The sequence below is a fragment of the Candidatus Binataceae bacterium genome, from assembly GCA_035294265.1.
Lineage (GTDB): Bacteria > Desulfobacterota > Binatia > Binatales > Binataceae > DATGLK01.
On the sequence record DATGLK010000085.1, the window covers coordinates 24,487 to 37,503 of the forward strand.

Here is a 13,017-nt window from a genome sequence, read left to right on the forward strand (position 1 = left end):
CCCTCTTCACTGCTGTTGGATGGTGCCCAGCAGCAGGGGCAGGCCAGCTACCTTTTGGGGCGTCCCGCCTTGGCTGACCGCCGCGCCCTGAACCACTTGCGTGGAGCTGGGCTTGGAAGAACTACTGCTGCTACTGCAGCCAGCGATTGCCGCCATCAGCGCCAGCGCCACTGCTACCGCCAGTGCGGTGTGCCGCCGTTTGCGCTTCTCACTGAGCATCATCACCATCCCGATCAGACCCAATCCCAGCAGCAACGGCACCATGCCTCGCGACTGACCGTCGCTCGACATCGGCACGATCGACGCGTAGGCATATCTGACGCCCATTTGATCGTTCATCGCCGGATTTAACGAGATCACCGTGCTCAACGAGAAAGTCACCGAACCTCCGGCAGGCACGATCAGCGCCGGGGAGAACTCAAATAGGGTCGTGGCCGCTATGGCGCTGCCGCTTACCGTGACCGCAGTCTGCTGACCACCCACGCTCGCCGTCAGCGTAAGCGAGCCGAACAGCTTGGGATCGCTCACGACTATGCTCACCGAGGCGATCGTCTCGACCCCCGAGGTGGTGTTGGTCAAGCTGAAGCTGCCGCCACTTACCGTGGCGCCGGGACCGCCGCTGCCATTGCCCGTACCGGTCAGCGCAACATTGGCCGCCGCCGTGGGTGCAGCGGTAGGTGTCGGAGCGGCGGTTTGGGTCGGAACCGCAGTGGGTCCACTGGTCGGCGCCAGGGTCGCGGTTGCTGTCGGCGGCACCAACGTCGCCGTGGGAGCCTGGGTGGGCGCCGGAGTTTGGCTGGATGTCGCCGTGGGCGTGGGGCTTAAGGTGGCAGTGGGCGAAGCACTCGCGGTAGGCGTAGGCGTCTGAGTCGGGGTCGAGCTGGCGGTCGCCGTCGGAGTGGGCGTCGAGCTAGCGGTCGCGGTCGGAGTGGGCGTGGGCGCGGACTGACTGTAGACCACGGCCCGGTTGTTGGTGAGATCGACCACATAAATGTTGCCAAGGTAGTCCAGCGCCACTCCCGCCGGCGTACACAGACCGGTTGCGCTGATCGGCGCAGGGGAGCCGGAGCCGTTGGCGCAGGCGTTGGCGGTGAAGTTGGTCCCACTGCTGCCCTGGCCGAAGACTGTGCTGGCGGTCACGTTGGGTGGGTTGGAGCCCAGGGGATTGACATATTCAAGCACGCGATTGTTCAGATTGTCGGCAACATAGAGGTTGCCGCTCCCGTCCAGCGCGATCCCCGAGGGGCCGCACAAGCCGGTGGCGCTGGGGGCCGGATTGGAAAAGCTGCCGTTGGCGCAGGTGTTGGCGGTAAAGTTGGTCCCGCTGCTGCCCTGGCCGAAGACCAGGTTGGCCGTCACGTTAGGCGGATTGCTGCTGAGCGGGCTGTTGTATTCCACCACCCGACTCTCCCCGTTGTCCGCGACATAGAGATTGTTTCTGCCATCCAGGGCTACGCCCGCGGGGCTGCACAAGCTGGTCGCGCTGGTACCGCCGCAGCCCCCGGAGGTGAAATTCGTGCCGCTGGCGTCTACGCCGAAAACGGTATTGGCGGTGACGTTGGTGCTGGCCAGTGCATTGTTATATTCCAGCACCCGACCGTGACCGTTATCGCTGATGTAGACGTTGCCCGAGCTATCCACCGCGATAGCCGAGGGATTACACAGGTTGGTCGCGCTCGGAGTTCCGCAGGTACCCGCCGTGGTGAAGTTCTTGCCGCTGGCGTCGATGCCGAAGACCAGGTTGGCGTTGCCTCCCACGCAGGGAAAGCTAGCGCAGGCCGCGAAGGGCGCATTGAACTCCAGGACGCGCGAATTGTAGTAGTCGGCAACATACAGATTGCCGGCGCTGTCAGTGGCTACCCCAACCGGAAGATTGAGAGTGTTGGCAGCGGGAGTGCTGTTCCCCCGATTGGCAAGATACGAGATAAAATCCGCTTGTCCGATAACCAGATCAGCGGCCTGGCCGCTGACCAACGAACCGGCGTTGCGCCATCCCAGCACTCGATTGTTGCCATTGTCGGCCACGTACACGTGTCCCGAACTGTCGGCGGCCACGCGACTATCCACCCCCGCCCCGTTTTCACCCAAGCCGTTGGCCTTCGTCCGATTTTTTACGTTATGCGCAAAATCGTACTGACCCAGCACCAGATTGGCCGTCGCATTGGCGCTGCCATATCCGAGGAGCCGGTTGTTACCCTGATCGGCAATGTAAACTTGCCCCGAAGAACTGGCTGCAACCCCTGCGGGCCTGCAGATTCCGGTCGCACTGATGGCTGGGTCGGAGTCAACCCCATCAGCGCAAGCGTTGGCGGTGAAGTCCGTCCCGCTGCTGCCCTGGCCGAAAACCAAATTGGCGGTCACGTTGGGCGGACTGGAACCCAGCGGATCGTTGAATTTCAGAACTCGATTGTTGCCAGTGTCACCAACATACAGGTTTCCCGAGCTATCAAGCGCCACCCCCTGTGGCGAGCATATGCCGGTGGCGCTGGGTGCCGGATTGGGAGAGCTGCCGTTGGCGCAGGTATTGGCGGTGAAGTTGGTTCCGCTGCTGCCCTGGCCGAAAACCAGGTTAGCCGTCACGTTGGTCGGATTGCCCAAGGGGGTGTTGTATTCAAGCACCCGGTTGTTGAAATTGTCGGCAACGTACAGGTCGTTGGCGCCGTCCATCGCCACTCCGTAGGGAAAACACAAACCAGTGGCGCTGACCGCCGGATCTGTGCCAGCTCCGTCGGCGCAGGAGTTGGCCGTGAAGTTGGTTCCTGTGCTGCCCTGACCGATTACCAGGTTGGCGGTCACGTTGGGCGGGCTGCTCAGTGGATGGTTGTACTCGAGCACTCGGCTGTTGGCTCCATCGGCAATGTACAGATTGCCGGAGCTGTCGACCGCAACGCCGTGAGGACTACATAGCCCAGTCGCGCTGGGCGAGGGATTGGGGCTGGAGCCATTGGCGCAAACGTTGGCGGTAAAGTTGCTCCCGCTGCTCCCCTGGCCGAAGACCAATGACGCGGCAGGCCCCACGCAGGGGAAACTGGCACAGGCGCTGAACGGCGTCTTGTATTCGAGCACTCGGTTATTGGTTTCGTCCGCCACGTAAAGATTGCCCGAACTGTCCACGGCAATTCCCTCGGGCCCGCATAAGGTCGAGGCAGTTGGCGACGGGCAGCTGTAAGACAGAAAATCGGGCTGCCCCAAAACCAGATCCGCGGCCTGACCGTTAACCAAGCTCGTTGCGCTGCGCCAACCCAGCACCCGATTGTTGGTTTCATCCGACACGTAAACGTGCCCCTGGCTGTCCGTAACCACTGAAGAGTTGAGACTGCCCGACAGGCTTAGCGATCCAGCGTCGGTCAGGTTGAAGTTCCCATGCGTCAAATCATCCTGGCCCAAGGCGACGCTGGCAGTGACGTTGGGAGCCGCAGCATCTGCCCGCAAAGCAACCTGGCTAAGAAGCATCAGCTCAGCCAAAACTAAGCCCTTAATTAAGCGCTGAACCTTTAGGTGGCTACTTAAGTAAGTCTTGGCCATTTTATCCCTCTCAGGGCGGGCAGTAAGCTTTCATTACTACTGGCCACTATAAAATGTCAAACGCAATTTTTAGATCTATTTTAATTGTTTATCTCTGCAGTTTTTTCCTTCTTTATTGAAACATTAAAATATTGATTTAAATCCTTGTTGTTTGTCTAAATCATATTTTATTATATTTAAATGGTAGGCCTAACCGCCATACGCGTTGGCGGCGCGCAAGCTGCTGTCGAGGCATGCAACTTGACACCGGGCTGAATTAAAGCCTTGTAACCCTTGCCTTGCACAGGAGAATAAGGCGCTTATGGCGATGCTACAGCCGGATTGGAATTAGCCGTTTGAGGACGGCGGAGCGCCAGCGCGGCTAGCCCATGCTTGAAACACAGGGCACGGGCGATCCTTGGAGTGAGTCAGTTGGAGCGCGTGTTACGATCGAGGAGAGCCAAACCGGCAGCTTCTGGAGGTCGCTATGCGGCTTCAGGACGCAGCCTTGTCGACGCGTTCACTCTTGTCGGTCTTGTCGCGATGCTCGGACCGCTCGCGCTCTCCACGCGCGGCTTTTGCCACCGCGGTCTGAGTGGAAGTAAGTAACTCGATAAAGCGGTGGATGGCGGGCGACAGCTCGCGCCCCCGCTTGTATATGATCGCCAACGGGCGGGTGAAGACGCCTTCCTGAAATTCCAGCACTCTAAGCGATCCGCGCGCGCTCTCATGCTCAGCCGTCAGCCGCGGCACGATGGCGACGCCCAACCCGATTTCCACCGCTCGCTTGATAGTTTCGACATTGTCGAATTCCATCGTATAGGTCGGTTTGACCCCGTGCTCTCGCAAGATTTTATCCACCGCCTTACGGGTGGAGATGTCACGTTCGTACCCGACAAAGCGCTGCCCCTCGAGTTGGCTGAAGCTAACCTTGGACTGGCGCGCCAAGGTGCTATCGGGCGGAACTACCAGCACCAGCTCATCGTGACGGAAGGCGACCGAGACTATCTGACTGCGCTTGGCGGGATAGGCGACTACCCCCAGATCGATCTTGCCCTCGACCAGATCTTCATAAATCCGATTGGCACGCAGATACTCCAGATGCACGTTGACGGCTGGGTAGGCGCGCAGAAACTCGGTCAGATAGGCCGGCAATTCGTGCAATCCGACGCTGTAAACCGTGCCGACTCGAATCGAGCCCGCCACCACCGATCCGATCTCGCGCAAACGATTTTCCAACTCCAGGAAGCGCCGTACAATTTCCTTACCTGCGCTGTAGAGTAGTTGTCCGGCATTGGTCGGCTTGACTCCGGTGCGGCCGCGCTCGATGAGGCGGCAATCGTATTTTTCCTCGAGGCTGCGCACCTGCTGGCTAACCGCCGACTGGGTGACGAAATTCTGCGAGGCGGCAAAGGAAAAACTGCCGCTCTCCACGATGTCGCAAAAAACCTTGAGGCTTTCGATATGCATCGATTTTACATAAGCATAGCTGATACTAAGGGGAGCCGCAACGGACTTCTGCGTGAAGCTGGGAGCGCCCACCCGCAACCCTGCACCGACACCGGCGAGCCCAAAACCAACCGGTGCACGGTGCTTGCGCGCGTGCTTTTCCAAGTTCCCGTGGCTTGGCCAAAGTCCGGCCAAACTCAAGTCTGTGCGCAAAATGCAGTTGTTACCAGTCCGGACGCTAAAATTTGATTGCAAGCCAGACTAATGAAGCAAGGGCTTAGGCACCCGCCGCTAAACGAAACTATTTCACCCCAGCCAGCCGGCGTGCATAGGCGGCCGCGGCTTGAAAATCGTACTCGCGAAAGGCCTGCAGCTTTTCTGCCTCGAAGCCTCCCTCGGCCTGTACCGCCAGTACCTCCTGATAGCCGCCATAGTCGGAGGCGGTAAGATCCGACACCAGGTTCATCAACCGTAAGCGGCTCTCGGCATCGCTGTCGGCCCGCCCGCCCAGATATTTCAAGACATAGGCGCGGGTAGCTTCACTGCTCAGATCCTCGGCCGCTGGCGCCGTTACCAACAGGCCACCAGCCAGGTCCTGCACAATCTGCACCGCCTGATGATAATTATGCGCGAAGTGATACTTTGCCACGTTCACCAGCAAAGTGTTGGGCACCGCCAAGCCCTGTTCCAGAGTCCAGGCCTCCGCCGCCTGCTCCAACAACCCGCGCACCACGGTGTGATAGACCGCCAGTTGGGTCAACTTGTCGCGCACATGAGCCGCGCCGATGATCCCATTGGCCTGCGCGATCGCGTACGCCGCCCCGCTCAGCAGCTCCAACAGGGGCAGTTTATAAGCAACCGCGGTGAAACGATGGAAACGCACGAAGGCCAGCGCCAGCGGCCCCGCCAGCTCGGCCTCGCCCTGCAGGAAGACCCGCGACGAGGGCACGAAGACGTCGTCAAATACGGTCAGGGTTTCCATCATCTTGTGGCGTGCGCTGATCGGATGCTCCAGGGGGTTCTTGGGGCCGCTACCATGCGGACTGGCGATCAGGCTCAGGCCGGGCGTATCGATCGGAATGGCGAAAGCCACCGCATAGGGCCCCTCGCCTGACTTGAGCGCGCGGGTGGGCAGCACGATCAGCTCGTTGGCGTTGGGCGCGATCGAAGTGTGGATCTTGGCTCCGCGTACCACGATACCATCGGCACGCTCGGCCACGATGTGAAGGTAATGATCGGGGTCGGGTTGCGCCGCCGGGCTCAAGGAGCGGTCGCCCTTGACGTCGGTTTGGGCCACTGCCAGGGCCAAATCATGGTCTCGACAGTAGCGATGGAACTGCTCGACTCGTTCCCGATAGCGTGCGGCCACGGCCAGGTGCAGGGCGAAGAGGGCGTCGGTGCCGATCTCCTTGGCCAGCACCACCAGGGTGGCGCCGCGGCGGGTGGAGGCTGCGATCAACTCGGCCCGTCGACGCAAATCGGCCCCGCTGCGCGGCAGTTGATAATAGCGGCTGCTGGCCACACCCCCCTCCTCCACCACCGCCAGTTCGCGCATCGCCGGCTCCTCGGCCAACTCGAAGTCCAGCGCCAGGTGGTCGGTGGCCAAGCCGATGACAGGATGGCTGGTGACGTCGGCGACGCGCGCGCCGCGGAAAAAGACCCGCCGGCCGTCGCGCAAGGACTCACGATATTGTTGTGGAGTTCGTAGCGCCATTAATCGATTCCTCCGCTGGCTTGCTCGCGATGATCTCGTGTCCGATTCGCCCCCGGCGCGCTCTTGGGCTCAGGCGCGCCTGCCAACGAGCCGGCTGGCAACCGAGGCCAACTCGGGCAGCCCAAGCCAATAGGCCAGCCCCAGATAGGTCAAGCCGTAGCCGGGCAATACCGCCAAGGCAAGTAGGCGCGGGCCGCTGGTGCCCATTGCAGCCTTGAGCGCCAACCCTACCGCACCCGCCACCAACGCCATCGCCCACAACTGCAGCACGTAGCGCTTGGCCAGCCCCGAGCGCCCAACTCTGCGGTTAAGCGCGTGGCGCAGCAGCGCGAACTCCAGCCATCCCGCCACGCCGGCGGAGAAGGTCAACCCCGCCACCCCCCAACGCAGTGGAATACCCAGCCGCGGCGGCAGAACAATCGCGCACAAATAACCCGCCGCAATCGTCAGCGCCACTCGGACCAGGGCAAATTTCAACGGCGTACGAGTGTCCCACAAAGCATAGAACGCGGAGGAATAAAGCCGACCCATGGTTACCGCGAGCAGCCCGACCGCGGATCCGGCCAGGATGCTCCAGACGTAAAGCGCGTCGGCATGGGTGAAATGGCCGGACTGAAAGATCGCGCCAACGATTACGTCGCCCAACAGGACAAAGGCCGCGGCCGAGGGAATCACCAGAAAGGCTATCTGCCGCAAGCCCCGATTGAGTCGCTGCCGCAAACGTTCGGCTACCTGCTCGGGGGCGCCCACCGCTCGGGACATGGTAGGCAGCTCGGCCGCGGCCACCGACATCCCGAACAGACTGATCGGCAACAGGTAGAGGATCTGTGCGTAATTGAACGCCGCCACCGCCCCGGTGGGCAGCAGGCTCGCGAGCAGATTATCGATATAAGCGCTGATCTGGACCACTCCGCGACCAGTAATCACGGGCAGAAAGTTGTTGCCCACCGCGCGCAGCGCCTGGCGGGTGCGGGTCAGATCCACCCGCAGATGGCGCACCAGTAAAAGAACCTGCGGCAATTGCACCGCAACCTGAAGGATGGAACCAATCACAGCGCCCCAAGCCGTCAGCCGGGCCAGGGCATCTTGCCGATAATGGGGGCCGTAGAGCAGCATCGCGGCGATGATGGCGCAGTTCCAGGCCACCGGAGCGACATACGCGGCGAAAAAACGGTGGTGACTATTGAGGATCCCAAGGCACCAGGCCGACATCACCAACAAGCCGGCACCGGGGAAAAAGATTCGCACCAAACGGATGGTCAGCTCGCGCTTGGCGCCCACGAAGCCGGGCGCCACGGCGTCGATTAGATAGGGCGCCGCAGCCACGCCCAGCGCCACCAGCAACGCCATCGTCAAACTTAGAATCGCGCCCAAGGTGACCGCCAGGGCGTCGCCCAATTCCTCTTCCCCCTGGCCCAACAGACGGCTGTACACCGGGATGAACGAGGCCGACAGCACCCCCTCGCCAAAGAGGTTCTGCAAGATGTTGGGAATGCGAAAGGCGGCCTTGAAGGCGTCGGCAGCCGCTGAATCACCGAAGAAATGGGCAAATACGCTCTCGCGCAACAGGCCCGCGATGCGGCTTAGCAGAATGCCTGCCGCCACCACCGCGGCCCGACTGCCCGCCGGCACCGCTTCAACCGCCACACCGTTGCTATCCGGCAACTCCGCGTCTGCTCCGATGCTCACTCAGCGCCCCATCAAGCCAAGATCCAAACCCGGCTAGTATATCCGCGCCGAGCGGCGCGGAGTAAGGCGACTGGCAATGACCGCGCGGGCGGCCTAAGCTTGCTACAGGCGATTTCTGCCGCGATCGCGATCATGAATTTTTCGCTCTACGTACATATCCCATACTGCGATTCAAAATGCCCTTATTGCGATTTCAATTCATACGCGGTCAAACAATGGCCTGAGCAGCGCTATGTCGCGGCGTTAAAGGCTGAGCTGGCCTTTCGCTCTCGCCAAACCGCCTTCGCCGGCCGTCGCCTGCGCACCGTTTTCTTCGGCGGCGGCACGCCCTCACTCTTCGCTCCGGCTTCGATCGGCGCGCTCCTGGAGAGTGCCGACCATCTGTTCGGCATCCAATCCGGCGCCGAGATTACCCTGGAGACCAACCCGGGCACTGTCGATCGGGCCAAGCTTGGCGGTTACGCCCAGGCCGGAATCAATCGGCTCAGCCTGGGGGCGCAATCTTTCAACCCGCGTCTTCTCAAGCAATTGGGCCGTATCCACGACGCTGAGCAAACTCGCCAGGCAGCGAAATGGACGCGCCAGGTGGGAATCGCCGAACTCAGCCTCGACCTTATCTTTGCGCTGCCCGGTCAAACTCTGGCCGAGGCGCGCGCCGACATCGCCGCCGCCGTCGAGCTGGAACCCGATCATATCTCCGCCTACAACTTAACCTTTGAACCCGGCACGGCTTTTGGAGCGGCGCTCAAAAGCGGGCGGATGCGCCCGCTGGCCGAATCGCGCCAAGCTGCCATGTACGAGATGGTGCGGCGCGAGCTGAATAGCAGGGGCTATCCGATGTACGAGATTTCCAACTACGCCCGCCCCGGCCATCCCGCGCGCCACAACCTGACCTATTGGCGAGGCGAAGATTATCTGGGAATCGGAGCCGGCGCCCATAGCTACACCGCGCAGGGCAGCGGCGGCCGGCGGTGGTGGAACGAGCGCTTGCCCGCGCTCTACCTGGAACGCGCGCTGGACGCGGGAATCGCGGAAGCGGGCAATGAAACCCTGGACGCGCAAACCAGCGCGGGTGAGTTCACCTTTCTCAACCTGCGCCTGCGTGAGGGGCTTGACGGAAACCGCTTTTGCGCCCGTTTCGGCCACACCCTGCAGGAGCATTATGGCAGCCGCCTGACTCGCCTGATCGACGGCGAACTGTTGCTGTGGCAGGGGGAGCATCTGCGCCTGAGCGAGCGCGGCCTGGAGCTGGCCGATTCGGTTTTCGCCGAGCTGGTGTAAGCTTTCGAGCAGGGCAAGGTGGGCGTTGGAACGCCCACCTTGGGAGGAGCCTGATGGATAATATCGACGTGATCGATTGCGACGGGCATGTCGTGGAGACCTTGTCCGAACTGGCCGAATTCATGGATCCGACGATTCGCTTCCTAGCCAGCACCGACCGCCCCTTTCCCAGCTCGATCAGCGTCTTCCCTTCGTTGGACGGGATTCATTATCGCGCCGACTCTGTCGTCCGCCAGGCGATGTTCGACAATCCCAAGCGGGCGCGGGTGACCGCCAGCCAGCATCGGCCCGGCTCGCCGCAGGACTGGTTGGAGCTGGTCGAGCAAACTCCGATCACGCAGACCGTTCTATTTACCAGCGACGGCTTGTCGGTGGGATGGCTGCGCCAACGTGAATACACCATTCGCATCTGCCGCGCCTATAACGATTATATGGCGGCGCGTTTCGCGATCGATCCGCGGCTGCACCCGATGGGGCTGATTCCGATGCAATTTCCGGCCGAAGCGGCGGCCGAATTGCGCCGCGCGGTCAAGGAGCTGGGACTGCCGGGCGCGATGATCCCTTCCACCGGTCTGCCGCTACATCTAGGACACGAATTTTACTGGCCGGTCTATCAGAGCGCGGCAGAATTGGGCTGCGCGCTGGCTATTCACGGTGGCTGCAACGGCGGTATTGGCCTGGATGACTTCGACCATCTGCGCTACTCCCACATCCTGCACCATCCCATCCCACTGATGATCTCCTTCGTCGCGATGACCTGCGCCGGCCTGTTCGAGCGCTGGTCCGACCTCCACGTGGCCTTTCTAGAAGGGGGCGTGGGATGGGTCGCGCTGCTCCACGACCGAATCGCGCGCGAGCGGGAGTTACAGGCGGGCGAGATGCTCGAGATTCCGCGCTTCGAGAAGTATTTGCAGCGCAATCAGATCCTGGTGGGCTGCGAGGGCAACGATTCCATCCTGCCCTATCTGGTTAACCAGCTTGGCGCCCAAGGCTTCGGCTATTCCTCGGATTACCCGCACGAGGCCGACCTGGTCGACGTCAAGCATGAAATCGACGAGACCGTAGAAAATCCGGAGCTGTCGCGCGCGGATAAGGTTGCGATCCTGGGCGCCAATGCCCGCGCCTTCTATCGCCTGTAATCGGCGCTAAGAAAGATCGTTTTGGAGCAGGAAAGGTGCGAGGCGTGGCTATTTCGATACGGAAGCTGACTCCCGCGATCGGCGCGGAAATCGATGGCATCGATCTGACCCAGCCACTGAGCGAGGAAGGCTTCAAAGCCATTCACGCCGCGCTACTGGAAAATCTAGTCATCTTTTTCCGCGATCAGCGCCTTACGCCCGAGCAGCATAAAGCTTTCGGCCGGCGCTTTGGAGAACTGCACATCCATCCGGCACCTCTGGGTGTGGTCGATGGCCACCCCGAAATCATCGTCGTCAAGGCGGATGAGAATTCCCAGCGGATCGCCGGTGAAGAATGGCATTCGGACGTTTCCTGCGACGAAGTGACGCCGATGGGCTCGGTGCTCCATATCACGGAGTTGCCGGCGGTGGGCGGCGATACCCTATTCGCTAGCATGTACGAAGCCTACCAGGCGCTCTCCCCGCCTATGCAGCGATTCTTGTGTGGGCTCACGGCGATTCACGATGGCGCCCGCAATTACGAGGGGCGGCGCCCGGCCGAAGGGCGCGCCGAATTCCCTCGTGCCGAACATCCCGTCGTCAGAACCCATCCTGAAACCGGACGGCCGGCGCTGTTCGTCAATCGCTTGTTTACCACCCGGATCGTCCAGCTCGGCAAAGCCGAGAGCGATGCGGTGTTAGCGATGCTCTTCGCGCATGGGGAGGATCCCAGGTTCCAGTGTCGCTTCAAGTGGCAGGAGAATTCGGTTGCCTTTTGGGACAATCGCTGCACTCAGCATCTGGCCGTGTGGGATTATTATCCCCATCGCCGCTATGGCCATCGAGTGACGATCCTGGGCGACCGCCCGTTCTTTCGCCCTTGAAATGCCCACCACTTAATTCAATGTGGTTCGCTTTGCTCACTGCACTTGAATGACAATCGGGCGGCTAGCCACAGCGGGTTATTGGTCGGACGCCACCCGCTCGATGGCACGCCACTTGGACAATTTACCCAACCTGATCGGCACCCTTCATCGATCGCCTGGCGCATCGCCCGTGAACCTTTCTGCGGTACCAGGTCGATGCCGGCGCAGGCAAGCCTGGTAGATCGCCTCGTGACGCTGCGTCAGCCGCGGCCAGGTGTACTGGGATGCGCGCGTCCGCCCACGCTCGCCCATCGCCCTCGTGCCAGCCGGATCCGCGAGCAACTGCGCAATGGCGGCGGCCAGCGCGTTCGCATCGTCCTCGGCCACCAGGCGCCCGTTGTCGCCGTCGGTGATTATCTCCTCCACGCCGCCGGTGCGGGTACCGATTACCGCCTTGCCCGCCATCATTGCTTCCAAAAACACGATTCCCAACCCTTCGGCCTTGCGGCTCGGCATCACAAACAGGCGCGCGCCCGCGTGCAAGGCCAGCAAATGCTCGCGCGACACTCGCCCCAGCATTCGGATTCGCTGCGCCACGGGCGAGGCCGCCGCCAGCGCCGCAACCCGCTCCTGGTCGGGCCCGCTGCCGGCGATCAGCAGATCGATTGGCTCGGCATGCTGGCGGGCAACCCGGCTGAACGCGGCAATCAGGGTATCGAGCGCCTTGTCCCGCAAATCCAGCCGCGAGGCGCAAAACAGGTAGGGACGCGATGCCGCGTAAGGGGTCGCCTTGTTTTCATCTACCCCGCCGAGTACCACCTCGGCAGCGGCCGCGGGCGGAAAGCGTGAGGCGAAGGCATCCTTGCTGGCTTGCGAGATGGCGATCAGACCGGCGGCGCGTTTAAGCGCAGGTAGGTTGGCAAAAGCCCGCCGCCCTTGATCGCGCCAATCGTAGAGACTGTGCACCCACGCCACCCTGGTTATCCGGCAGACACTGGCCAAGGTGGGAAAAGTATCCCAATGGCAGGTGTGGCCGCTGACCAGGTCGGGCTGCCAGCGTGCGATGAGCGCCGCCAACTCGCTGCGACGCGGCAACAGAGGCTCACGCCACAACCGCTCCAGATGGCGCCAGCTAAGGGGTTTGCGCCCGCGAATCGGAAGATAGACGCATTCCACGCCGGCGGCTGGCACGCGTTCGTTGTCACCAGCGGCGCGAGTGGAAGCGATCAACACGCGATGGCCGCGGACGGCTAAATTAGCCGAGAGGTGGTCGACCAGCTCAATCGCCCCACCGATCGAGTTGAACGCCTCCACCACCAGCAGAATCTTCAAGGCTTGACTCCCTGCCCCCAGGCCGAAATTCTAGCGGCCGTGGACGCTGCTTGCATCCCGGCCG

General features: G+C 61.8%; 8 protein-coding genes. 3 read left to right on the forward strand and 5 right to left on the reverse strand.

What is annotated here, in order from left to right; all coding sequences use genetic code 11:
* Positions 1-6 precede the first annotated feature (6 nt).
* The 4 genes from VKV28_13465 to murJ form a co-directional block, all read right to left on the reverse strand.
* A complete protein-coding gene (locus tag VKV28_13465; GenBank protein HLH77805.1) occupies positions 7-3,453 on the reverse strand; it encodes an NHL repeat-containing protein in 3,447 nt (1,148 codons plus the stop codon).
* 546 nt (positions 3,454-3,999) lie between these two features.
* On the reverse strand, positions 4,000-4,974 hold the full coding sequence (locus VKV28_13470; GenBank protein ID HLH77806.1) for a LysR substrate-binding domain-containing protein: 975 nt from the start codon (positions 4,972-4,974) through the stop codon (positions 4,000-4,002).
* Positions 4,975-5,254: 280 nt separating this feature from the next.
* On the reverse strand, positions 5,255-6,667 hold the full coding sequence (locus VKV28_13475) for a 4-hydroxyphenylacetate 3-hydroxylase N-terminal domain-containing protein (GenBank protein HLH77807.1): 1,413 nt from the start codon (positions 6,665-6,667) through the stop codon (positions 5,255-5,257).
* Positions 6,668-6,736: 69 nt separating this feature from the next.
* Positions 6,737-8,356, reverse strand: coding sequence for a murein biosynthesis integral membrane protein MurJ (murJ, locus tag VKV28_13480; GenBank protein HLH77808.1), 1,620 nt, complete (start codon positions 8,354-8,356; stop codon positions 6,737-6,739).
* A 132-nt stretch (positions 8,357-8,488) separates the two neighbouring features.
* Here murJ and hemW point away from each other — a divergent pair, with 132 nt between their 5' ends.
* The 3 genes from hemW to VKV28_13495 are packed head-to-tail and all read left to right on the forward strand — an operon-like array spanning position 8,489 to position 11,639.
* Positions 8,489-9,637 (forward strand): radical SAM family heme chaperone HemW, encoded by a 1,149-nt coding sequence (gene hemW, locus VKV28_13485; GenBank protein HLH77809.1) that lies wholly within the window; start codon positions 8,489-8,491, stop codon positions 9,635-9,637.
* Positions 9,638-9,690: 53 nt separating this feature from the next.
* Positions 9,691-10,776 carry an amidohydrolase family protein gene (locus VKV28_13490; protein HLH77810.1) on the forward strand — a complete coding sequence of 362 codons (1,086 nt, stop codon included), beginning with the start codon at positions 9,691-9,693 and terminating at the stop codon, positions 10,774-10,776.
* Between the two features lie 44 nt (positions 10,777-10,820).
* A complete protein-coding gene (locus tag VKV28_13495; GenBank protein HLH77811.1) occupies positions 10,821-11,639 on the forward strand; it encodes a TauD/TfdA family dioxygenase in 819 nt (272 codons plus the stop codon).
* Between the two features lie 147 nt (positions 11,640-11,786).
* Here VKV28_13495 and VKV28_13500 read toward each other — a convergent pair whose 3' ends face one another.
* A complete protein-coding gene (locus VKV28_13500) occupies positions 11,787-12,953 on the reverse strand; it encodes a glycosyltransferase family 4 protein (GenBank protein HLH77812.1) in 1,167 nt (388 codons plus the stop codon).
* Positions 12,954-13,017 lie beyond the last annotated feature (64 nt).